Origin of the sequence: Psychrobacter sp. Arc9 (assembly GCF_041431295.1) — a bacterium.
In the GTDB taxonomy this organism is placed as follows: domain Bacteria; phylum Pseudomonadota; class Gammaproteobacteria; order Pseudomonadales; family Moraxellaceae; genus Psychrobacter.
In genome coordinates, this window is the sequence record NZ_JASMRK010000021.1 from 1 (window position 1) to 24,012 (window position 24,012).

At 38.7% G+C, this 24,012-nt stretch carries 18 protein-coding genes and 1 pseudogene; 5 read left to right on the forward strand and 14 right to left on the reverse strand.

What is annotated here, in order from left to right:
- Positions 1-272: 272 nt before the first annotated feature.
- The 3 genes from dnaB to QO187_RS10565 form a co-directional block, all read right to left on the reverse strand.
- Positions 273-1,571, reverse strand: a complete 1,299-nt coding sequence (gene dnaB, locus QO187_RS10555) for a replicative DNA helicase (protein WP_371548290.1) — start codon at positions 1,569-1,571, stop codon at positions 273-275.
- The gene (locus tag QO187_RS10560) at positions 1,571-2,470 is read right to left on the reverse strand and encodes a hypothetical protein (RefSeq protein ID WP_371548292.1); all 900 of its coding nucleotides are present in this window, start codon (positions 2,468-2,470) and stop codon (positions 1,571-1,573) included. The genes dnaB and QO187_RS10560 overlap by 1 nt, the downstream gene beginning before the upstream one ends.
- A gap of 120 nt (positions 2,471-2,590) precedes the next feature.
- Positions 2,591-2,860 carry a helix-turn-helix domain-containing protein gene (locus QO187_RS10565; protein ID WP_371548294.1) on the reverse strand — a complete coding sequence of 90 codons (270 nt, stop codon included), beginning with the start codon at positions 2,858-2,860 and terminating at the stop codon, positions 2,591-2,593.
- A gap of 234 nt (positions 2,861-3,094) precedes the next feature.
- Between QO187_RS10565 and QO187_RS10570 the strand changes: the two genes are divergently transcribed.
- The gene (locus QO187_RS10570; RefSeq protein ID WP_371548296.1) at positions 3,095-3,994 is read left to right on the forward strand and encodes an XRE family transcriptional regulator; all 900 of its coding nucleotides are present in this window, start codon (positions 3,095-3,097) and stop codon (positions 3,992-3,994) included.
- A 343-nt stretch (positions 3,995-4,337) separates the two neighbouring features.
- Here the strand turns inward: QO187_RS10570 and QO187_RS10575 are convergent, their stop codons facing one another.
- The 4 genes from QO187_RS10575 to QO187_RS10590 are packed head-to-tail and all read right to left on the reverse strand — an operon-like array spanning position 4,338 to position 7,708.
- A complete protein-coding gene (locus QO187_RS10575) occupies positions 4,338-5,252 on the reverse strand; it encodes a hypothetical protein (RefSeq protein ID WP_371548298.1) in 915 nt (304 codons plus the stop codon).
- A gap of 1 nt (position 5,253) precedes the next feature.
- Positions 5,254-6,564, reverse strand: coding sequence for a hypothetical protein (locus QO187_RS10580; protein WP_371548300.1), 1,311 nt, complete (start codon positions 6,562-6,564; stop codon positions 5,254-5,256).
- A complete protein-coding gene (locus QO187_RS10585; protein WP_371548301.1) occupies positions 6,561-7,175 on the reverse strand; it encodes a hypothetical protein in 615 nt (204 codons plus the stop codon). Before QO187_RS10585 ends, QO187_RS10580 begins: the two co-directional genes overlap by 4 nt.
- Positions 7,172-7,708: an ATP-binding protein gene (locus tag QO187_RS10590; protein WP_371548333.1), complete on the reverse strand. Its 537-nt coding sequence runs from the start codon at positions 7,706-7,708 to the stop codon at positions 7,172-7,174. The genes QO187_RS10585 and QO187_RS10590 overlap by 4 nt, the downstream gene beginning before the upstream one ends.
- A gap of 21 nt (positions 7,709-7,729) precedes the next feature.
- Between QO187_RS10590 and QO187_RS10595 the strand changes: the two genes are divergently transcribed.
- A complete protein-coding gene (locus QO187_RS10595) occupies positions 7,730-8,944 on the forward strand; it encodes an IS256 family transposase (RefSeq protein WP_201510430.1) in 1,215 nt (404 codons plus the stop codon).
- A 29-nt stretch (positions 8,945-8,973) separates the two neighbouring features.
- Here the strand turns inward: QO187_RS10595 and QO187_RS10600 are convergent, their stop codons facing one another.
- From QO187_RS10600 to QO187_RS10620, 5 genes are all read right to left on the reverse strand, one after another.
- A complete protein-coding gene (locus tag QO187_RS10600) occupies positions 8,974-12,432 on the reverse strand; it encodes an ATP-binding protein (RefSeq protein WP_371548303.1) in 3,459 nt (1,152 codons plus the stop codon).
- A 542-nt stretch (positions 12,433-12,974) separates the two neighbouring features.
- Positions 12,975-14,369 carry an FAD-binding oxidoreductase gene (locus tag QO187_RS10605; protein WP_371548305.1) on the reverse strand — a complete coding sequence of 465 codons (1,395 nt, stop codon included), beginning with the start codon at positions 14,367-14,369 and terminating at the stop codon, positions 12,975-12,977.
- 95 nt (positions 14,370-14,464) lie between these two features.
- Complete coding sequence (locus QO187_RS10610; protein WP_371548307.1) at positions 14,465-15,931, reverse strand: VOC family protein; 1,467 nt, start codon at positions 15,929-15,931, stop codon at positions 14,465-14,467.
- A gap of 71 nt (positions 15,932-16,002) precedes the next feature.
- Entirely contained in the window at positions 16,003-17,274 is a 1,272-nt protein-coding gene (locus QO187_RS10615) for an aspartate aminotransferase family protein (RefSeq protein ID WP_371548309.1), read from the reverse strand.
- Between the two features lie 300 nt (positions 17,275-17,574).
- Entirely contained in the window at positions 17,575-18,507 is a 933-nt protein-coding gene (locus QO187_RS10620; RefSeq protein WP_371548311.1) for a LysR substrate-binding domain-containing protein, read from the reverse strand.
- A gap of 395 nt (positions 18,508-18,902) precedes the next feature.
- Between QO187_RS10620 and QO187_RS10625 the strand changes: the two genes are divergently transcribed.
- Positions 18,903-20,153 (forward strand): dicarboxylate/amino acid:cation symporter, encoded by a 1,251-nt coding sequence (locus QO187_RS10625; protein WP_371548313.1) that lies wholly within the window; start codon positions 18,903-18,905, stop codon positions 20,151-20,153.
- Positions 20,154-20,896: 743 nt separating this feature from the next.
- Here QO187_RS10625 and QO187_RS10630 read toward each other — a convergent pair.
- A protein-coding gene (locus QO187_RS10630; RefSeq protein ID WP_371548315.1) for an IS3 family transposase occupies positions 20,897-21,984 on the reverse strand; the annotation gives its coding sequence in 2 pieces (ribosomal slippage) (positions 20,897-21,732 and positions 21,732-21,984; 1,089 coding nt in all).
- A gap of 73 nt (positions 21,985-22,057) precedes the next feature.
- On the opposite strand from QO187_RS10630, the pseudogene QO187_RS10635 reads away from it, so the two are divergent.
- Together QO187_RS10635 and QO187_RS10640 are read left to right on the forward strand one after the other, a co-directional pair.
- Positions 22,058-22,408: pseudogene (locus tag QO187_RS10635) on the forward strand (integrase core domain-containing protein); the annotation flags it as partial.
- The gene (locus tag QO187_RS10640; RefSeq protein WP_371548317.1) at positions 22,409-22,657 is read left to right on the forward strand and encodes an IclR family transcriptional regulator C-terminal domain-containing protein; all 249 of its coding nucleotides are present in this window, start codon (positions 22,409-22,411) and stop codon (positions 22,655-22,657) included.
- A gap of 283 nt (positions 22,658-22,940) precedes the next feature.
- On the opposite strand, the gene QO187_RS10645 is transcribed toward QO187_RS10640, so the two are convergent.
- On the reverse strand, positions 22,941-24,008 hold the full coding sequence (locus QO187_RS10645) for a maleylacetate reductase (RefSeq protein WP_371548319.1): 1,068 nt from the start codon (positions 24,006-24,008) through the stop codon (positions 22,941-22,943).
- Positions 24,009-24,012 lie beyond the last annotated feature (4 nt).

Genomic DNA, 24,012 nt, shown 5'->3' on the forward strand with positions numbered 1-24,012 from the left:
ACTCTGCTAATTAGCCTGAAAAATGTCCATTAGAGATTAACCGCTAGTTTTTAGCCTGAATTTTGTCTATTACACCTCAAAACATGAATACGCTATATTGATAGAACCTCTAAGTCAGTGTTCACAATGCGTCCCCTACAAATTGATAATAATGAGATTTGCCAGGTGGCTCTGTGAAAATTGGGGTTTGATAAATTTAAAATACCCTGCATGCTAAGATAGTATGCAGGGCTTTGTGTGAAGTTAATTTTGTGGATTTCTTAACACTAGCTTTAAGCGAGATCAGCGAAACGACTGTATTCTCCCTCAAACTTAGCTTTAACAGTACCAATCGAGCCGTTACGCTGCTTGCCAATAATCAACTCAGCAATGCCTTTTTGAACTGACTTTTCGTTATAAACCTCGTCACGATAGACAAAGATGATATGATCAGCATCTTGCTCAATAGAGCCTGAATCTCGTAAATCGCTCATAATCGGACGTTTGTTATCTCGATTTTCTAAACTACGATTAAGCTGCGATAGCGCAAGCATTGGACAATCAAATTCTTTAGCGAATCCTTTTAAAGCTGACGATATGTCTCTAATCTGCCCTTCTCGATTGTCTTTTAGATTATTAGCCCGGATCAACTGAATGTAATCTACTAGGATTGCCGATATTCTGCCGTGTTTTTGGCGTATGCGGTTTAATGTGGCTCGCATCTGTCCTGTAGTGATGCCACTACGGTCATCAATAATCATCGGTAACGCCTCGATGCGCTTTTTGTTACTCATGATACCTTCCCAATCCTGTGTATTTAGATTTTGTCCGCTAAACACTTTGCTCATATGTATGTTAGCCATACTGCTTACTAAACGCTTAACAATACTAGCTTTTGGCATCTCAAGGCTGAAGAATACAACAACACCGTCTTCATTTTGAGAAATGTTTATAGCGATGGTCTGCCCTAAGGTGGTTTTACCCATTGAGGGACGAGCTGCAATAACAACCATCTCACCATTCATAATCATTGTTTTATTATCGAGCTCTACTAACCCTGTTTTAATGTTTGGTGCAACGCCTACAGTGGCATTGTGTTTTAGATCCTCTACAAAGTTTTCTATAAGTTGGTCAATGCTTGAGTAACCCTCACTGACTGTTCCCTGCATTACTGTATTAACATCTTCAGCCGTTAAGCTCCAAGAATCGATAGGCGCTAAATCAAAGTTAGCAATTTTAAGTTTTGCTCTCTCATAACATTCACTGATTTTTCTACGTTGCGATAAATCAATTAAGCGCTCTATGTAGCTTTCAATATTAAAAATTGATGATGCAGCTATTAGCAGTTCATTCATATATTCGATGACAGATTTGTTTCTCTTATCAGCTAATAATTTATCGATAATCATTACTGTGTCGTACGGCTTTCCAGATGCAACCAATGACTCGACAGACTCAAATATTAGTTGATGCGCTTCTGAATAAAAGTCGTTTGCTTTTATTTTGCCCGCAACTTTCTGATATGAATTATCAGTTGAGATAAGCGTAGAGATTATAGATTGCTCGAGACTATGGTTGTATAAATTACTCATTATTTCTTCTCAGTTTTCGCTTCAGCGGCAGTAATCATGGCGGCTATTCTTTCAGGGTCATGCTGTTTTTTGGCTGTTGCGATTGTTTCAATAGGTATATGGCTAGGGTGTAACTGAGCATCATCAAGGTCGGTTTTAAACTTTTTGATTCGCTCTTTACCCATTTTCTGAAATAAGCTGATTAGCTTAGCAATGCGCATCGAGTCACTAAGATTTTTTTCAAACCAGTATGAATGGAACTCGTAAAGAGTTGGCCTTAACTCTTGCTCATTGATGAATCCAGATATGGGTAATAGACCTGCCACCTGTAAATGGTATTTATATACTTCATATCGACTATCAAAATCATCAAAAGAGGCGACAACGCTTTCTTCTGTATTTTCTTTATTAGTCTCTTCTTTATTCTCTTTAACATCACGACAGTCTGTCGTCATGATGGATGATGCCAAGCTGACGTTATCCGCATCGTCAATCTGTCGCGATCCATCATGACAATCTGTCGTATTGGATTTAGACAATTTGTCGTTATGCTTATTTTCTGTACTTTCAAGCGGTTTTTTACCTAAGTCTGCGCTAATCCTATTCAATTCTTCATAATTAATCGTATAGAAATTAACTCGGTTTTGTTTGTTGTCCGCCAGTTTTTCTACTAATAATAAACCCATGTCAGTTAATTTTTTAAATATACGCTCAATTGTTCTTTTGCTCCAAAACTTAAAATCCTGCTCATACCATCGTTCAAATGTTTTATAAATCCACATTTTCCCATCATATTTTGTCTTGGCGTGAGCAAGCCAGTAATGTACTTGTTGCAAAACGATCGCTTCATTAAGCCCTATCTTATTGGCAAGTGAGGGCAATACTTGTAATGGCGGTTCGTTTATCAGTAGATTACTCATATTTCCACCCAGCCTGATCTAAAGATTTTAAATATAAGCTATTGAAAGTTATTGGATATTTTCTAAAACGTTCCATTTTTAACCTCTTAAACTTATATTTTTTATAAATCGATTGCATATCTAATAACTGCTTGTAGATGATTTTTCACAGTTATCAAGATACTCATCTAAATGTTTTTTACGATACAAAACATGCCGGCCTACCTTACTGTATATGATGGTGTTTGATTGGTGACAACGCATATGCTGCAGTGTGTGCAATGATTTGCCAATGTAAGCGGCTGCAAATTCAGGCGAAAAAGGGGTATTCTCATCAGCTTCACTAACTTTTTGCTTTAAAAGCTCTTTTTCATCATCTGTGTATTCAGCCCAAGTTTTTTTGCGATACATAAAGTTTATCCCGATAAATGTAGTTAGTTATTTCTAAATACTCATACTTATAGTTTACACAAGAAACTTTTAAATGCAACGAAAAGTTTCTCTGAAATTCATAAACTAGTATTAATTTAAGAAATATCTCTGAATAACGGGTTATGATAGTTATCAAAACTTATTTTATTCCCTCTAAAAGTTTCTTATGCTAAAATATACTTAGGAAACTTTTTATAATTTGGGAAGAATAACGTGAGTAATGATTTAAGCCAGATTGCTAATAGAATTAGAGAATCTATGAGAGAGAAGAAACTCAAGCAGGTTGATATTGTAAAAACTACAGGAGTTTCGAAAAGTAGCGTGTCGAAATGGTTAGCCGGTAAAGCTAAACCAAGTGGTGAATATCTGCTGCGTCTCTCTCAGGTTTTAGATGAGTCAGAGTATTGGTTACTAAATGGTGAGCATCCTTATAGTTCATATGCAGATATTGATGACGCCATGGACTATATTGATTCTATTCAAGAAGGCGAAAGAGACTATTACATTGCAAAGCTAGGTTTAGATCCTGAGCTCCCCTATAGTATTAGATTTTTACAGGAAGAGTTTGAGTCTAAAATGTTTAGTGAATACGAAAAAATTGAACAGCAATATCAGCTTTCTGCTGAACAAGAGCGTGAGATAGAAGAGTATGAAGATTGGCTGGAATGGGAGGAAAGAGCGGATGACTTTATTGAAAACAAGTTAGTTTTAGAATATATAGATGAATATCCTAACTTAATCAAATTTATAGAAGACTATAAATATGTAGAACAGTCATTAAAACCGCAGTCTGAAATTTCTGAACGGACGAATACCAACTTAGGTAAGACCCTATTCTATAATCAGGAAGATCGTAGCATGGAGCCAATAATTACCATTAGTGCACAATGTTCAATAGATTTAACTAAACGCACCATAAAAAACGGCAAGTTTTACCTAATAAGAAGGGATGGCTTTTACGGGGTAAGAGCACTATTTAGTCAGTCTGATGGTGGTTTGCTACTACAATGTAAGAACAAGGAATATCCAGATGAGAAAATTTCTAAATCCAAAATAAATAGCTTAGAGGTTCTCGGTTACGTTTATGCTTGGACTAATATGGATCCTTGGTAAAGGTGAACTTTCCTAGAGCTTGAAACGTCATGGGGTTGACCCTTATATCATGATAGACTTTATCCCATACATGAAGATAAAAGTATTCACAATATATGGATAAGTAAAACCGAACTTCACACAGTCATAGAGACCAATAACTTAAGCGAGATTGAACTTAGCGAATGTTTCCCTAGCAAATTTTTCTACGTGGAAAATTAAAACTCTGTATAAGGGCACGTTACGAAATGTCAATCGCAGCAGACAATAAAGCTTTGAAGAGAGGCGTCAGCACTAGACAAAGTGAGTATTCTAATAAATCTCTAATAGCTATCTATACCTGCGAGTAATATTTTTTGGTTGATTACTCCCTATCAACAACCTCCAGCTCCACCTCATGCGCCATCAAAGCCTCTTGAGTGACCGCCAAAAATCTAGCTTTCATATCATTCATATATGGCTGTAATACTGAGTCTTTGATAGTAGTAGCAGACTGTTTTTCACGCTCTGCTATTTTATTTAGCTTTAACAGTCTCTGATTGTGCATAGCGCCTTTGGGTAAGATATAGCCTGCGGCTTTGATACGTTCAGCAATAACTTCGGCCAATTGCAAGCCTGCTAAATCATAATCCGCAAAGATATATTTAGGACAGCTCAAGCGTGATATCTCTGTTGCGACACTATAGATGTTTTTATCATCGTGTCCTCTGTAGATAAGCAATACCATTCCATTGTTACTTACACCCTCTATTGAGCTTAAATGAGATTCAGTGAACTCAGTAAAAGATGCAAAGTTTTCAATCACTACAATTGTACCTATGTCCCAATTTGAAATATGGTTTATATGCACACCTAAATAAGACCGTAATGGTGTTGATTGACTAGCGAAGTGGTCTGTTGTCTGACTTAGCGTCTCTGCACTACCTAATAAACGACATAGAACAAACCCTTGCGTTGGCAATCTACTCAATATTTTCTCGTCAGCCATTATGGTGCTATTTTCTAATCGTCCCTTTTGGGATAAAACGTCAATATCATCTGAAATAAGGTTAACGCCCGTTACAGCTTTTACTAAATTAATAATGCTTTGCCAACCCATATCAGACAGGTATATTTTTTTGCCTGCTGAATATCCAATCGTCTTATCATGCTGACACAACATATAAAAAATATTGTCTTCATTACGATAAGCGAATACCTTCGTGCGTTTGAGCAAACCATCACGTAAGGTTTTCAATGTTCGTTTTTGAGCTAACTTATTAGCAAGTCTTGGCTCCATATCATCTCCATACCTTATCCAAACTAGGTTCGTTATCTACTACTTTATATCTTATATAGCGCGCATCGAAAATACGTATGGTATTACAAAGCTCTGATGGTGTCTTGGTCTTAAGGTACAGTTTCCATTGATAACCCTCTTTGGTGTGCACGATGGCATCGTCCCTAAAATTGCTTTTACAAATATGCATAACTAAGGCTAAAAACGATTTGAATTTGATAATACGATTGACTTCAAACTGCTCCCAAAATTGTCTGACAGACAGATTCTTATTTATATCATCCGTATTGTTGTATTTCATGAAGTCATACGCCCAGCGTTGTTCTTCACTCAGTAGTGGCTTACTCGTATTATCATTATCGACGTGTAATAAGGGATAATCATAATGATTACTCACACTATCTTTGAGTGCGCGTTTAGGTGGTGACATCTTATCAAGCAAGCCGAGCAGTAGGAACTTACCCTCCTCTACGTCAACATTGGTTAGCTGAGTATAAACTGCCATGCCACCGAAAGCTAAGTTATGAGATACCAAGTCATCAAAACTTAATACCACATCTTTAGGATTATATTGGCCGTTACGGATATGACGATGAAGTCGCCATAACATCTCGTTTTGACGTGTTTGTTCTTTCTTTAACTTATCAATAAGAATGACGGTTTTATCTAGACTAATCGTTAACTCTTTAATACATTGGTCGATAGTACCAAAAAGAAGGTTGTCTAGTATCATAGAAACTTTATAGTTACCGACATGGCATTTATGCAACTCTTCTCGGCTAAGGCTTTGCACCTTTTCTATTTGTGACTTTATTTTTTGTGTGAGTGTATCTAGTATGATGCGTTTTGATTTCAGGTTAAACGTGTTGTTTAATTCTGAATTAATCGTGAACTCTATACTCGCCATCTCTTGAATAAGCGCATCAGCCAATTCATAACTATAATCTTCGATAGTGTCTAAAAAACCTTGCTCATTACTCGCCTCATCCACCTCGTATGATGCATTTAGTGCAAGTTTACTATAATGCTCTATATTGCGTTTCCACTCCTCTATATCAGGCATTACATGCAAACGATGGGATTTTTTTGCCATGATATCGAAGATGCGTCTCATCTCTTTACTAATCGTTATGGTATCTAGACCTTCTTGGATGACACCGCAATCACGTAGCGTTCGATAATGCTTGGTTGATTGACTGTCCTCAATAGATAACTCAGACAGATAAGCTTGTAATAGCAAGTCGGCGCGGCTTTCGGTCGCTCGGCCTAAATCGCGAATTTTGTCCTCGGCTAATTGTCCACCACGGCTCATAGATCAAGTCCCTGTTGAGTGTGTGTTTCACTCTCCTTTTCTAAGTAGTTCTCATTGATAAACTCAATAATACGATTGATATACTCCATCTTTCCCGTTACTCGGTATACCTTTTTCTCAGGATTAACCAGGTAAAGAAGTTCATCTTTTTGTAGTTTGTTAAGTAATGCTCCCACTTGCTCATCGTTGGGTTTATTAACACTATTAGTAAACTCTGCCAATTTTTTTAAGCGTGTTGCAAACTCTTGGTTATCGTTAACGGTGATTACCAACTTATCCTGCTTTATTATTTTTCCCATATATAGGGTATCGCCATCTTCATCAGCACTAGCCAGCGCTGTCAATATATCGATGATAGGATAAATATTGTAATGAATATCTTCGAATTCTTTGACGACTCTTTTTTTATCCGTCTCATCTACGGCAACGTTGATACCAGCAAAGACGTCACCTTCGCTAAAGGTAGTTAACCTCATACCTAGTGGTTCTAAAATAGCTGTCATACGCTCAAAGTTATCAGGCGTTTTTAACCAGTGATAGCCCTCTTCATCCGTAATGAGACAAATAAATTTATTTTGTAAGAGTTTTCTAGCAATCGTCATCTCAATCATAAGTCAAAGACTCCGTGAGCTTCCATAATGGCTTCTTGAGTTAGGGAGGATAAGTCATCGGTTTGAGACAGTCTATAGGTATTACTTTTATCACGACTACAGGCAATGTTATTAGTGAATAAAGGGATAACCGCATCATCAACAACTTGAGGCGCGGCGCACATAGCAGAGACTCTCTGGCTCTTAAGCAGTTCTAATAGTTCTTGAGTATTTTGTGGATCAAGCACACCGATTTCATCAATAAATAGCTTGAGCTCAGTATTAGTAGCCGTTGAAATCATAGATAGTAAAGACAAGTAAATAATAAGTTGAGCTATACGCATGGTACCGTTAGATGACAACGCTTTAAATGAATTGGTTTTCGTTGCAGTTCTTGGCGATTGACCATGTTGCTTGACCATCAGATCCATTGAGAACTGCTGGGCAAATTTAACATTCAATTTATTCTGCCCAATAAAGTGCTGCACTTTATCTAGGCTGGCAAGTAAATACTCACTTGGGAGTTTCCTAAAAACTGTGTAACTGCTTATAATCCATTAACAGGAGAATAAGCAATGACTACTCAATCTGACATTAAAAAACTGGCCGAGCAAATGGCTGGTAGCATGAAAAGCTTTGATGACATCAAAGACTTCCAAAAGCAGCTCATGCAATCCTTTATCGATACTGCCTTAGAGGCTGAGATGGAAGACCATCTCGGCTACCCCAAGCATGAGAAAGCAGATAAACCAAACAAGCGCAACGGACACACTAAAAAGACCGTCCGCAGTGATACAGGCGATCTTGAAATCTCTACCCCAAGAGACCGTGATAGCAGCTTTGAGCCTGTACTCGTTAGTAAGCATCAAACCCGTATCTCAGGTCTCGATGATAAAATCATATTCCTTTACGCCAAGGGTCAAACCACCACTGAGATCGTAGAGAGCATTAAAGAGCTCTACGATGTCGACATCTCAAGCTCTCTTGTCTCAAGAGTCACCGATAACATATTAGAGGACATCACCGCTTGGCAGAACCGGCCGCTGAGCAGTGTTTATCCTATCGTCTATCTAGACTGCATCGTCGTGAAGATACGTCAAGACAAGCAGATCATCAACAAAGCCATTTACTTAGCCCTAGGCGTTAACCTTAACGGTAAAAAAGAGCTGCTTGGTATGTGGCTCTCAGAGAATGAAGGCGCTAAGTTCTGGCTAGGTGTTCTTACCGAGCTTCAAAACCGTGGCGTACAAGACATCTTAATCGCTTGTGTTGACGGTCTAAAGGGCTTCCCTGATGCCATTAACACCGTCTATCCAAAGGCACAGGTTCAGCTGTGTATCGTACACATGGTGCGCTATTCAATGAAGTTTGTGCCGTGGACGGATAAAAAGGCCGTAGCGGCTGATTTAAAGGCCATTTACGGCGCTGATACCCTTGAGATGGCAGAGGCCAATCTTGAGCACTTTGATGAGACTTGGGGCAAAGATTACCCGCACGTGGTCAAGTCTTGGCGCAATAACTGGGAGGGCTTAACGGTGTTCTTTGAGTATCCGAAAGACATCAGAAAAGTCATATACACTACCAATGCTATTGAGTCACTGAACAGTGTGATTCGGACAGCGGTGAATAAGCGTAAGGTGTTCCCATCTGATCACGCAGCTTTCAAGGTAGTCTATCTAGCAACCCAGCAGGCATCCAAAAAGTGGTCGATGCCAATCCGTAACTGGACGTCTGCTCTTAATCGCTTTATGATTATGTTTGATGATCGCATCAGCAGGCATTTAATCTAAATGGCAGTTACACAGAATTCGGGATGGGCTCACTCACTTGGCATAGGTTGATTAATGCGCTCAGAGCCCCGCCAATTATCATATGCTTCAGAAAAATCATCGAGCACTTTATACCACTCATTATCTTTTATGCTTGAACTGATACTCATCTTAAACTCTTCGATTGCTAAGGCATTTAAGTTGTCACAAATATCGGAGCAGTTTTTATTAATATTTCGAGTAAACTTATTTAAATTATTATCGGCGTTATCTAAGTCATATTTGAAATTATTTATTTTTTCAGCTTCTACTATATAATGCCCAACGATCATCTCTTTTTTACTTTCGTGTTCGTTGTTCATATAGTCCATAAAAAATCTGGACTGTAAAAACCAGTTGGTTTCTGTCGTTCTACCTGTGATGTCAGATTGAGACAATAATGCTTGAAACATCGACTCATTATTAAAGAAGGGTTTTTTGATGGTATCAACCAGCTTAACCCCCTGCTTTATCGTAGTGTCTGCCAACTCTATATTATTTTGTATACCGCGTAAGATGCGCTCTGTTTGCAAATGGACATCTTCTTCAAGTAAGCGACTTTCTGCTTCAGATGAATAAGTATTCACGTCGATTAAAGCAGAATTTAACGTTAACTCTAGCTTTTTAAGCTGCGAGGTTAGATTGGTTTTATCCGCCTCTAACACACTCAGTCTTTCGGCAGTCTTAGTTATTTTTGCTTGTAACTCACTTAGTAATTTCCCGGTCTCCGCAGCATATTTCTCATGAGCGTGTTGCTGTGTGATTAGGCTTTTCTCCAACTCATTTTTCTTGCTTTCAAGCCCTACTAGCTCGGCATATTCTTTTTCAATAAATACATGGTAATCATCAATGCGACGCTTTGCTCGTTCAGCAGTTAAAAGCTCCGAGTCTAAAAACTCAATATCAGCATTTATGCTATTTAGAACACTAGGGTCATAGCCTTCGTCTTCGACTGCTTGACTTTTACGTTCTGTCGCTTCAGCTAAGAGAATTTTATACTGTTCTTTAGCTTTATCTGATTGGGTTTTTAAATCCTCTAAACGTTCCTGCTTTTCTTGGTTTAATTTATCACTATCAATCGTATGAGTCTCATCTAATGCACTCAACTGATTTTGCTCTTCTAAGTCTAGAGCTTCCAGTTCTATATTGAGATGGGTTAGCTGATCAGCTAACATTTTTATTTGATTTTGCATCTCTGATATACGCTTTTGCCTCTCGTCTTCTGCTTGAATATGTAGATAACGTGCATGATCCTCTAAAACTTCAATTTCATTTTCTATTTTTTGTTCAGTAAGCTGTAATTGAGTTATCTCTTGACCATTTTGTTTTTTGCGTTTATTCAATTTATTGAGCGTATTCCCTAGTTCAGCCAAATCAGTATTGCTTGATTCTATCTGTTGCTCATGGCTCAGTATTTCTTGGGCAATGTCAGCATGAGTACGGATATCCGGGGTTGGTATAGCATTAGTATTAAGCCTTAGACCGTACAAACCCTCATGATCAGTATCAACTACGCTATACTCTTCACCATCTGCTAGCCAATCAGGGTTTAAATCCGCGCGGCTTAACAGCGTAGGATTAATTGTTTTACGTATTTGATTAACGGTATGATATAGCTTGTCGTTTGCTTCGCTTTGGATCAAAAAGCTAAATAAGGTATCACCTTGTACTAAAGATTCTAGGTGTAGCTTGTCATCTTGATGCTTGTTAATGGTGTCATTAATGAGACGTTGTTGATTTAACTGGTTATCTATCTCATTTTTTATATTGGCTTGATCTGCCTGTGCCTTTTTTAGCTGGAATTGGTCGCCTTTTAGCGTTTTACGCAAGCTGGCTATTTCGCTAATATTGTTATCAATAGCGTTTCGTGAGGACTGACTCAGTGCTAGATTGCCAGCCTTTGCTTGCTTAGTCGCTATCTCTATTTTAGTTTGGCTAATCTCGTTTTTTACGTTTTCGCTTTGTATCCGAAATTGCGACTGCACGCGTTGCTTCTCGTTAGACAATCTATTTTCTATATGTCGTTTTTTTTCACTAAACTCTAAATCAGTCGCACTCTTGGCTTTATCGATTCTATTGACTGCCTCATCGTACGTTTTTTCAAGGTTGCGAACTTCATCTTTAAATATGGCTTGAATTTTCTCTAAGTTTGTTTCTGCTTCTTTTAATTGCTGTTGATAGACTGTCAAGGTCTGTTGTTTGTTGCTCTTTTGCGATTGCAAACTATCTATTTGCGCAACACGCTCTTTTAACTTAAACATAGGCTCATATTTATACTTATCTTGAGTTCCTTTTTCAAACGCCTCTTTTTTATTTTCAAGATTCACTATCTCATTTGCCGCTAGCTTAATATTCGAGTCTAGTTTACCTTTAGCCGAATACCACATGGTTTCTTTATCACGGGCTTCTCTTTCCACATTACTATATTGATTATCAAGCGCTTTATTTTCTTCACTCTTATCAATGACTTCATTACCAATCTTGGATAATAAGATCGAAGCTTTATGTCTTATGTCAGCAAGCTGCTGTTGATGAGCAATATTGTCACTTAAAGATTGGATTAATGTCTCAAATTTTGGTTTAAGCGCTTCTATTTGTTGCCACGTTTCACGCTGACGCACCCATTTGGCGGTATCAATATTTACCGCATCTAACTTCAGCTCATCACTACTTAGCATGTCCTGCGTTTTCATAGCTTCTACTAAAAAAGCACATATATCATCAAATTCCAGCTGAGTTTGAAAAACATTATTAACAATAGGAGAAAAACCAAAAAATGTGGCGTGTGGATCTGACGTAAGCGCATAATCAGGACGATATTTCGCAATGGTTCTACGAGCTTGTGCAGATGTTATTTTTAAGCGCTTCATTGGGCAGTTGCTAATAATCGCTTCATACTCTAGCTGACTGATATTACTTGATACCTGTAGTCCTCGCGACTTAATAGCATGCATGACCTCTGAGCTTGTTTTAAAGTAAAGCTCATCATTTCTTTTACCGATAAACCAATCCTCTTTATAACTACTATTTATAAAGTTAAATATCTGCTTTTTATCCTGACTACTTAAGATGACACAACGTGATTGACCATCTCGTACGTATTCATAAACGATATAGCTATTATCATAAGGTAGATAAAACTCAATAAAGCTTTTGTTCACTTCAGACTTTCTGGCAATAGCACTCAAGGGTACGCCATAAAATGGAGCAATAGCTCCCATTAGAGTCGTTTTACCAGCGGAGTTATGCCCTGTTAAAATACAGTTGTTATCAACATTTAGTAGATGAGCTTGACCTTTTAGATAGCTATTAATCAATGCTACACGGAGTAATCGATTAGGTGATTGCCCTTGTGTACTTGACTGGGTAATAGGTAGATATTCATTAACTTGTGTATTATCTGAGAGTACGTTATGACTAGATGCTGATTGAGAAAAAGTGTTCAAAGGGAGATCCTCTATATCATTCACTTATTAAAGCTTCGATGTTATTTAATTTGTCTTTTTTAGATATAAAATTGGATAAATACTATGTACTTAATAATAGACTTATGACGATTGTTTTGCCATAGGCATAATAATGTTCTTTATAAGCTGGAGGCTAGTATATTTGAAATCTATCAAACTCAAAGTTCTAATACTTCTTACAGTCAATATCTCAAAGCAATAACAGGCTGGCTCGTTACTAAACCATTAAGGGTATAAAGCTGATAGGACTAATTAGTCGAGAATTGAAGAGGCACAATTATATCCTGCTGTCTTGCACTCGAGTAAAGAAGGACTTGGCTAATTCTAGCTTATGACAACCATTTAAAATATAACTTACCAGATGATAGAGCCTTTAATCTTATGGTGATAGGAATACCTATAATATCTATACATCTAATAAATCCACTTTACCTCGATAGGTCAAAAAAGCCCTAAATGCTAATATTTATATAGCATGTAGGGCTTAGGCATGAAGTTTAGTTTTCTTAGGTGATGTTTTTAATATCAGGGTTTGATTCAATCATTCACATATCAAAAATCTTACCTCGATTCATAATATTATTAGGATCAAATACTTTTTTGACTTGTTTCAAATAATCAATCTCAAGCGGACTACGGCTGTATTGTAGATAGGGCTTTTTGGTCATACCCACGCCATGCTCGGCAGATACTGAGCCACCATATTTCTGCACCGTCTCAAACACGTATTTATTAACGATCTGACATTCGCTAAAGAAGTCATCTTTACTCATGTTTTCAGGCTTTAAGATATTTAAATGCAAATTACCATCGCCAATATGACCAAACCAGCAGACTTCAAAGTCAGGGTAATTGCTGCTGACAATCTCATCAATCTCTTCGATAAAGTCAGGGACATAACTGATCAGCACTGAGACGTCGTTTTTATACGGAGTGAATACTGAGATGGTCTCAGAGATGTATTCACGCAGCTTCCAGAGTTCTGTCGCTTGCGTGAGGTTCTGGCTCATGACTCCATCAACCACCCAACCTTGCTGCATACACTCTTCAAAGATGGCCATGGCTTTGTCCATAATCGGCTCGTATGGCGCTTCAAACTCTAGCAAAGTATAGAACTTAGTGCGCGACTCAAATGGCTCTTGTACTTGACCATGAGCCATTAGCTTATCAATCGCCACATCATCAAAAAACTCAAACGCCGTGAGATCAATCTTGGCTTGAAAAGCAGATAGCACATTCATCACATCATTAAAGCTATCCATGCCAAGCACCATGACATTTAAGTCTTGTGGTAAGCGGTCTAGCTTAATCTGAGCGTGAGTGACTAACCCTAAAGTACCTTCACTGCCAATAAATAACTGCCTTAGATCATAACCGGTAGCATTTTTCACCATACCGCGGTTAAGATGCAAGATATCGCCTTTACCAGTAACCACGGTCAAGCCCATAATCCATTGACGGGTCATGCCATAGCGAATAACTTTGATACCACCTGCGTTAGTGCCGATATTGCCACCGATTTGGCTTGAACCTGCTGAGGCAAAATCAACCGGATAGTATAAGTCTTTCGATTCAGCGAACTGCTGTAGTTGTTCGGTGACGACGCCAGCTTCAATCTCAACCATACGATCAGCGGGATAGAAGGTGCCGATTTTATTCATCTTATCCATGCTAACGACAATCTCGCCATTAGCCGCTACGGCGCCAGCAGAGAGGCCGGTTCGCCCGCCACTTGGCGTTAATACTACGTTGTGCTCATTAGCTAACAGTACGATAGCTTGCACTTGCTCAGTAGTTTTTGGAAAGACAATAGCGGAGGCCGCAGGGGCGAAATGCTTGGTCCAGTCTTTACCCCAATGCTCTAAGCTCTCGCTATCGATTTTTATTTGGCTGGGGTCGAACTGATGACTGTCTATTAAAACTTTCAGAAGTTTATTCACTAAAAACACTTCCTAATACAATGAATTAGGTTTATGAAGCTATTACTAGATTAATGAAATTCATCTAGTAATAGTAAATTATATGTACCGAGTATTTAAATAGAAGATTTTAATCTACATAAGCATTCGTGAATGCTTTTAGCTTGTTGATCAGCATACAAAGCTAATTCATCATATACATGTACTCCAAGTGCTTTTTCAAATTCGTTTTGATTTGAATTACCTTCATAACTGCTTTGTTTATCATCGTGCAGATTAGACTGAAAAATTCCTGCAGCGCTTACTGGTAAAAAGTCCTCATAAACGATGGGCTCAAGACGAACAATACCCTGCTCAATCAATTGAGTCATGGTTTGCTTTGAGATAGAGTCATCCAAATAACTTTCTTCTAAAGAATTTAGATTTAACTCAGAGTCCGCATTACTTAGATATGGAGAGTCATTGACCGCTTGATAGTAAAAATAAGCTAATCCTTCATCATGTAGCGTTCGATAGTCATCAGGAAAAGCTTCAAATACACTTTCTAAGATTTGATAATACTCTACTGCATTGTTTTCATTAGGCGTCACGCCCAGTTGTTCACGAGCTTGATTGAGCAATTGGTCATATAGCGATCTACCCTTTGGTGTCAAAGCTACACCGCGCTGTTCAATTTCACCAAAGCGCGCAGTATGATGACCCTTTTCATAGTCACCTTCTGGGTTTTTGAAGCTAACCGTTTCTTCTAGCGCTTTAAAGCTTGTCTGTCTTAATAAAATTGGACAATTTCGCTTTGGCGGCCCTTCGATAATTGCTTTTGGCGGAATGCCTTTTGCCAGCATACCTTGCTGCACAGTATCTATATCTAATGTTCTAGGTGTTAAATGATTGATATGCGGACCTTTAAAACCGATGACATCAGCAATAAGTCCATGCTGCTCTAACAAGCGCTGATAGAGTTTCTTTGAAACAGGCGTTTTGTCATGCCAGCGAAAAGTTTCTAATGCTTCTTTGACAAACTGATTACCTTCTTCTAAGGTTAAACTACCTTGTTCTTCAAAGCTCTCGATAAGACTAATAACATTAGCGGTAAATATTTGACGATTAGCTAATGCATCTATAGCTTCTTTTTTTAATATCTCATCACCAATTAAATCTAGACGCAATAAAGAGGTGAAAACTCTAAATGGGCTTTGATTTAAGTCTTGCGAATCAATGGCCCGAAAAGCCGTAGAGTGAACTGGCACGCCAGCGGGTGCTAAATCATAATAGCCAACAGGATACATACCCATGACAGCAAAGAGACGACGCATCATATGGAGCTCAGCCGCCGTTCCCAATCTAATCGCTCCGTGACGCTCCATGCTAATTCTATCAATCTCTCCAGTATGCTCTAACTGCTCCTTAATCTCTGGATGTTGGCTCAACACCTCCGTATTTACTTCAGCGACTAAATCGAGCAAGTCACCATACAATGGAACTTCAGATTGATACATGGCTGACATGGCCATTGAGAACTCATGGCGAATAGCATTGCTACCCTTTAACTTATTGCTTTCCATAACATTTTTATTATTGTTCATAAGTATTTATCCTTTTTTAAATCTTAAATACAGATATAAACTGCGAAGGCAACAACCATTAGCAGTGCAGACTAGACAGCGGGGTTTTCATCAGGAATAGCGCCGAGTACCTTCTTTAAGATATCAAGGCCGGCTTTTAGCGTTTCAGGCTCTATAGTCAGTGGTGGTAACAGACGAATAACATGTCGATGCTTACCACTAGGCATGAGCAATAGGCCCTGCTCACGCGCTTGGTTTAAAACGCGCGCCATTATACTCGGATGAGTGCCGTATTCAGAATGACGAAGCTCAATACCGCGCATAGCACCAATACCAGTGAGACCATACAACCAAGGCGAAACGCCTTCTTCTTGCCACTGAGCAATGGTATTCTCAATCGTTTGTGTATATTGATTGGCAGATTCCCATATCTCATTCTCTTGCATGATATCTATAGTTGCATTCGCTGCTGCACAAGCAACCGGATTACCTGAATAAGTACCTCCCAAGCTACCTTTAGGTAAGCCATTCATCACACTAGCTTTACCTACTACAGCACCTAAAGGCAATCCTCCTGCGATACTTTTACCTAGTAGTATCATATCCGGTTCAATGCCTAAGTGCGGAAATGCAAATGGTGACCCTGTACGACCATAGCCTGATTGAATTTCATCCATAATCAGCAAAATACCGTGGTCATCACAGAAAGCACGTAGATATTTAGCGAATGATGGCGACATTAATTGGAAACCACCTTCACCTTGTACGGGCTCTGCGATAATGGCGCCAATATTGTTGACATCCGTTTCTACTTCAAATAAGCGGTTTAAGGCATCAATGGCCTGCTGATCACTAACTTCATTATCTGGGCTGGGAAAAGGAATATGGTAGACGCAGCTCGCCAAAGGCCCTAGCCCACGCTTATAGGGAGCAACCTTACCATTCAGATTAACAGCAGCAAGTGTACGTCCATGAAAGCCACCATCAAAAGCGATGACGCCGACACGATTGGTTTTGAGACGAGCAACTTTTATGGCATTCTCGGTAGCTTCTGCACCACAGTTAGTTAGCATACCTGCAAGCTCACCACTAATAGGTATGAGTTCACATAATCGCGGCATAAAAGTTTGATACGGTGTATGAGCGGCCGCATTATAGGCGTAATGAATGAGGGATTGGGTTTGGTTAATAATCGCACTAACAATATGAGGATGACAATGTCCAAAATTTAAGACCCCTATACCACCGACAAAATCGATATAGCACCGGTCATTGGTGTCCCAAACTTCTGCATTAACGCCTCTAGTCAATGTTACTGGGTGTACCATTGTAAAAGCATCAGTAACGCTATACATCTTATCCATGAGCTCTTTTCTCTTCCTTAAGTTAGATACTCATTTCAACAAAATATCAGCTACTCAACAAACGAATAATAGTTGTGCTTGCATTCCTTTTATTCATTGCAGCAATAATTTCATACTGCAGTATTATTAAAAATAGCAGACCCAATTAGCCAACTATATTGACTTTGAGAGATATAAATCAATCAAAACTGTGTTTTTACTAGAACTAAAAAGTAATTGTTTTTGATTTAAATAGATGTTTGATAAGGTATTAATTTAGGATCAACTCCATATACGCAATAATGGTTAGAAAGTTAATTTCTATTCGTTACTAGGCTCAGTATAACTTTCGATATAATTTGAAAGCCACTCCAAAACCGTCCTTACTTTGTAAGAGTTACCTAAGGATAGTGGATATGTAACATAGTATGAGCCTCGACCTTGCATTACATAATCAAATACCTTTACCAGGTTTTTAGACTGCAACTCAGACTTTATAAAATGAGATGGAACTAAAGCTATACCGTAGCCAGCTAAAGCTGCTGAAATACAAGCTTGAAAGGTATCAAAACGTGGCCCATCGATTGTTCCTTCAATATTAAGGTCCTGCTGCTTAAAGTATTCATACCATGCATTAGGCCTTGAGTTAAACTGTATGAAATTATAGTTATCTATGTTTTTGAAACACATATCTAAATTCTGGAAATATGTCGGATTACAGACAGCAATACTATATTCATCGAATAACTTAACAGTCTCCATTCCATCCCAAATTCCCGTACCGTATAAAAAGGCAATATCTACATTTTGATCTTCTGAAAAGAACGGTCCTACCTGCTCTATTATCTCTAAGTTAATTAAAGGGTGCTCTTCACTAAGTCCCTTCAAAGCAGGAATCAACCAACGGGAACATAAGGTAGGATGCGAGACGACTCTAAGTAGTTCGCTATCATCATTGTGTGACAGTAAATTAGTGGTCGCCACCTCAATAAGCTTTAAGATGTTCAACACTTCAACATAATAAACCTTGCCTGCAGGTGTTAAAGAAATCTGCCTTGATGTTCGATAAAACAAGGCCGTATTTAACATCTCTTCTAACTGAGTCACTTGTTTACTAACTGCACTTTGAGTCATGTGCATTTCTTGAGCAGCATAGGTAAAGCTAGAATGCCTAGCAGCAGTCTCAAAGCATTGTAAAGCTTTAGTTGAAGGATAAGCTCTAAAACCCAAAGAACTACTCGTATCAGTTTTCATAATTTATTCTTAATCCAAAACATTAGTTATAATTGTATATATCCATCAGTAAGAAAAAAAGGAATGCTTTCCATAATTTTATTCGCTTGTTCCAACAATTTATGATGTTTAATATCTTTAAATCATATATAGATTCTGCTCTTAGGTATGCAAACAATAATTGTGCAAGCCTATAGCTGAAAAATATGAGCTACACAGAAGTAGGCAATGGAATTGTCTACAGTCACAGTACTCTCCTAGCTACACTAAAATTAATTTACATCAAAAAGGAGTGGACAATGGAATGTCTACAATCACAATATTCTCTTGACCATCTCAATAACATCGCTTTTGCAATATGTATTAAGTATTGTAAATAATCGGAGATAGCAATGAGAAAAATTTGGCGTTGGTACATGAGTATGTCGTTCATGGTCAAAATGACCGGCGGCTTTTTAATCGGAATCTTGCTTGGAATTGTACTTGGTGAACATAGTAGCTTTCTAGCGCCACTTGGTACACTATTTTTAAACTTATTGAAAATGATCGTGATCCCACTTGTAATATTTTCTTTGATGGTAGCGGTTAATCACTCAAATCCTAAAGAATTAGGCCGTATAGGATTAAAAATATTTCCCTTCTACCTTTTTTCAACAGGTATTGCAGTAGTAATCGGCATCATCTTAGCTAAAGTCACAAACCCAGGGGCTGGTTTTTCTTTGCCTACAGAAGTTGTTATGGATGCTCCTGTTCGCCCCTCCTTTATAGATACAATACTGAATATGGTGCCGAGTAATATTTTTAATGCTCTTGCTCAAGGCAATATTCTAGCAGTAGTTTTTGTTTCCGTCATAGCTGGCTTAGCTATTTTGTTTATGCGCCATTCATTGGATAAAAAACAGCAAGAAATGGGAGAGTTCTTATTTAAACTCCTCGAAGCTTGTAACGAAGTAATATCTAAAATCCTTAATGGTATCTTGATATATGCGCCTATTGGAGTGTTAGGTATTACGGCTAATACATTTGGAACTCAAGGACTAGACACTGCTATCGCTCTTGGGAAATTTATCGGCACTTCCTACCTTGGAGTAATTATCCTGGTTGGAGTTGCGTTCCCAATAATGATGAAAGTGTTTGGTATTAAAGTTATCCAATTCTACAAGGATATTAAAGAAGCTGCTTTTACATCATTTGTCACCAGTAGTAGCATCGGTACTTTACCAGTTACTATTAAATGTGCAGAAAAGGCTGGTATTGGTGAACGAGTTGCAAAGCTCACATTGCCTATCGGCGCAACAATAAATATGAATGGTACAGCAATACGATTTGGTGTTGCAGTTATTTTTGCCGCAGAAATTATGGGTATGACGTTATCAACGCCAGAGTTAGCTACTATCGTTATAATAGGTACTATGGCAGCTGTTGGTACTGCTGGCGTGCCAGGAGCTGGATTAATTGGCATGTCTATTGTCTTTACACAAGCAGGCTTACCGATTGAAATCGTTGCACTTACAGCAGGTATTAATATTTTAGTAGATATGATTTTCACTTTTGGCAACGTTGTTGGTGATTTAGTTGGTGCCAAAATAGTTGATCAGACTGAGAAGTGGAAAGGAGATACTGTTGAGGAAAACCAAGTAATTGTCACTTCAGAAGCTGTAATGTAAGGAGCTAATTATAATTTATTAGATTTTGATAACTAAAATCAATTTGGGTTGATTGCTATTAAATATGACTCTCGGTGAAGGAAAAATATTTACTATCATATCAACCTATAAACCAACTTTGATTAGCTTACTTTAGTTATTGAGTTTAGTTGATAATAGAGCCAAAACAAAAAAACCCTTACAGCCAAAGGCTTGTGAACTGACCCCCATAAGTTGGACACAACTTTTGGGGGTCAGTTCACTTGTAAGGGTTTTTTATTCTCTAAACTTTATTAAAATATAACACTATAAAAATTATTTAATACTTTGTTATCTGAACAGCCCGACTCTATCGGAAGCTTCTTTGATGGTTGGATTAAGCTTTACATTTGCACTGAGACAGGAATGGCGTGGTCTATGTATTTTTAATATCATGATCGCAGGGTTTCAGGTGAGGTGCCCATCTTTGACACTATGGCTTGGATGACCATCCAAGTGAAAAACAGTCGTTTGCTACCTCAGTCAGCATGCAAACGGCGCGCTCTTTAATCTCGGAAGTTTAGACTTCGGTTTTCATTGTTCTATTCTTTCAGAATATTTAATCTCCAGCGGTTTAGTCCAATTTTATTATGCTAATTCTGGAAGATGTAGCTTGATTCTTATCGTTAAGATACTTGATTAAAACCTCCCAAATCTATTCCTACATATTTGACAGCATAGCTTAACGGTAATCATCCCAACCATAAGACACCTAATAAATAGAATTAAGCTGCGTGGTTTAGTTTCTGTATAGGCGTAAAGCCGCCGTTGCCCATGTTAGGACGTTCGTTATTGTAGTGGTACAACCAATTCTCTGCTTGCTGACGGACTTGATCTAGGTCAGTAAACAACTCTTGGTTCAACCAATCATACCTCATCGTTCTATTGTAACGTTCAACATAAGCATTTTGCTGTGGGTTGCCAGGTTCAATATAGCTTATCGTAATACCTTGTTCTTCCGCCCAGTCTTTAAGTGCATTGCTGATGTATTCAGGGCCGTTATCACATCTTACTTGAACCGGTTTACCTCGACATTCAATCAGCTGATTCAGACTGCGTATCACTCTTTGAGCCGGTAGTGAGAAGTCAATCTCGACCGTTAAAGCTTCTCGGTTGTAATCATCAATCACGTTAAACAGTCTAAAGGCTCGTCCATCGGTTAGGGCATCGTGCATAAAATCCATGCTCCAGCTTTGGTTTGGCGCTACAGGTACAGCAAGTGGCACTGGTTTGTTACGTTTGATACGCCGCTTAGGCTTGATCCTAAGGTTTAGTTCAAGCTCACAGTAGATGCGATACACACGCTTATGGTTGTACGGCAGTCCTAGCACGTTGCGTAAGGTTAAAAAGCATAAGCCAAAGCCCCAATTCTTGTTCTGGGTAGTCAGCTCTATAAGCAAATCTGCTATTTGGCTGTTCTCATCAGAGGCGACTGACTTATGGTAATAGCAGGTCACGCTGATGTTAAATGTACGGCAAGCCATGCGGATGCTTATGCCACGATCTTCAATGTAGTGACAAGCAAGCTCTTTGCGCCTTACTGGCGCTACCACTTTTTTGACATGGCATCCTGTAGTATGTCTGATTTAAGACACTCATCAGCATACATCTTCTTTAATCGGGCATTCTCAACTTCAAGCTCTTTGAGACGACTGATAAGCGCCGCATCCATGCCACCATATTTAGACCGCCAGTTATAGAACGTGCTTTGGCCGACATTGTGCTCACGGCACAGCTCAGTAATGGGCACACCCTGTTCTGCTTGTTTGAGGATGTTGACGATTTGGTTGTCGGTAAAGCGTGACTTTTTCATGAGTTTCTCCTGCTGGTAGTTTAGCAGTTAATCTCTACTTCTAAGTGTTCTTGTTTTTAGGGGGGGGATTACCACTAGACTTAAACCAAGCGGTGTGCTGTTTCATTCTGACCAAGGGTCGCACTACACCAGTGAGAAATTCGCTGACGCGATAGCTGATTATGAGGGTATGAAACAAAGTATGAGCCGTCGTGGTAATTGTTGGGACAACGCACCCACTGAGCGCTTCTTTAGAAGCTTTAAGACAGAATGGATGCCAAAGGGTGGCTACGAGGATATAGCTGAAGCATCAAGTGCTATTAGCGATTATATCTGGGGCTACTACCAAACGGTGAGACCGCACAGCTTCAATAATTATTTACCGCCGGCTGAAAAAGAAAGACGTTACTTTAATCAAAACCTCTTATCAGGTGTCCTAAATTAGTTGACCACTACAATGCAGACTATTGCTAAGACACGGGACACAAGAGTAGGAATAGATGACGAAGAGTTTATTCCTGGCATGGTTGCTTGTGCTGTACTCATTCCCAATGATGAAAACAAAACGTTTGCTACAGTATTTACCCATGGCCCAACGGTAAGAAAAACTTTGGATGAGCTTTTAGAATATGTACCTATTATGCGAGAAGCTGCTCTCGAGCTATCCGTTACTTTTAATCAGGACTATGATTAAGCTTCTAAAAGACTTAGTTTATTTCTGTTAGATAATTATAGGTGTAGAGATTTTAAACTAGTTTCTTGAATGCACTCTTAACGATTTAAGCAAGCATGATCAATAACAATTAAGTGTGCAGCTTTTTTTAATTAATAGTAAGTACAGTTAATAATAGACATGTTCTCAGTCCTATCTGATGTATTAGTATTTACAAAACATCTAAAAGCTTTTCCTACCCATCTTTAGAATTTTATATTCTTTATTTTTTGAGATTAGTAAGTGAAGTTATAGAACTCTGATGCTAGGCAGGAGGCAGTCCTAAATAAGCTTTAGTTAATAACTTTTCTAGCTCATCATAATTATATTCTCTAGGATTAGAGTAAGGACTATCACAAACAATTCTTGCTACTTCCGATGGACCTTCTTTAGGCAAACCAATATCTTTTAGCGCCAAATCAATACCTAAAGACTGATTTAGGCGGTAGATTACCAAGCCAACTTCTTCACAGCTACTGACACCAAAAGCTTCTGCCAGTCTATCCATGGCTTCAATATCAGCGTGACGGTTGTAATGTACTGAATATGCAAGCGTAATGGCATGAGCCTGTGCATGCGGTAAATTGAAAGTACCACCTAAGACATGACAGATTTTATGGTGAATGGCCATTCCAACTGAACCAAGACACACACCAGCAAGCCATGCACCATAGCTTGCTTTTTGACGGGCTGAGATATTGGTGAGATCTCCGACAATCACAGGCAAGGAAGACTGTAATGCTTTAATAGACTCAATCGCCATCAGGCTAATAATTGGGTTTTTGTCCTTAGCATATAACGCTTCTACAGCATGCGCCATGGCATTCATACCTGAGCAAGCTGAGATTTTAGCGGGTAATGTTAGATTCAAATTTGGATCATAAATCACTACTTTAGGTAGTACATGATTGTCTTTACCAGTGGTTTTTAGATTGTTTTCCGTAAAACCATAAATGGATGTCATTTCGCTACCAGCATAGGTAGTGGGTATAGCAACGATAGGCAAATGTGTCTTTAGAGCAATTATTTTGGCAAGACCAATCGTAGAGCCACCGCCCAAACCCAGACAGCAATCAATGTCATTATCTTTGGCAAACTCCACCGCCTTGCCTGCCACCTCTACTGGCACATGCATTACTGCATGCGGATACACGCCTGCACAGACTTCTTGCAGCTCTTTTGCCAATTGACGACCCGCCTCTTCTTGACCAGGTGTCGTAATCACCAAAACCTTCTGATAACCATGCTGAAGTAGGATATCTTTGACTTCATTTGACTTGCCCACGCCAAAATGAACATCAATTGGTAGAGCCTTGTAATGAAATTGTTGCATGAGT

Bases quoted from the DNA above. Each gene is read 5' to 3' on its own strand.
- dnaB (WP_371548290.1), bottom strand. From the start codon at position 1,571: ATGAGTAATTTATACAACCATAGTCTCGAGCAATCTATAATCTCTACG.
- QO187_RS10560 (WP_371548292.1), bottom strand. From the start codon at position 2,470: ATGAGTAATCTACTGATAAACGAACCGCCATTACAAGTATTGCCCTCA.
- QO187_RS10565 (WP_371548294.1), bottom strand. From the start codon at position 2,860: ATGTATCGCAAAAAAACTTGGGCTGAATACACAGATGATGAAAAAGAG.
- QO187_RS10575 (WP_371548298.1), bottom strand. From the start codon at position 5,252: ATGGAGCCAAGACTTGCTAATAAGTTAGCTCAAAAACGAACATTGAAA.
- QO187_RS10580 (WP_371548300.1), bottom strand. From the start codon at position 6,564: ATGAGCCGTGGTGGACAATTAGCCGAGGACAAAATTCGCGATTTAGGC.
- QO187_RS10585 (WP_371548301.1), bottom strand. From the start codon at position 7,175: ATGATTGAGATGACGATTGCTAGAAAACTCTTACAAAATAAATTTATT.
- QO187_RS10595 (WP_201510430.1), top strand. From the start codon at position 7,730: ATGACTACTCAATCTGACATTAAAAAACTGGCCGAGCAAATGGCTGGT.
- QO187_RS10610 (WP_371548307.1), bottom strand. From the start codon at position 15,931: ATGAACAATAATAAAAATGTTATGGAAAGCAATAAGTTAAAGGGTAGC.
- QO187_RS10615 (WP_371548309.1), bottom strand. From the start codon at position 17,274: ATGGATAAGATGTATAGCGTTACTGATGCTTTTACAATGGTACACCCA.
- QO187_RS10620 (WP_371548311.1), bottom strand. From the start codon at position 18,507: ATGAAAACTGATACGAGTAGTTCTTTGGGTTTTAGAGCTTATCCTTCA.
- QO187_RS10625 (WP_371548313.1), top strand. From the start codon at position 18,903: ATGAGTATGTCGTTCATGGTCAAAATGACCGGCGGCTTTTTAATCGGA.
- QO187_RS10645 (WP_371548319.1), bottom strand. From the start codon at position 24,008: ATGCAACAATTTCATTACAAGGCTCTACCAATTGATGTTCATTTTGGC.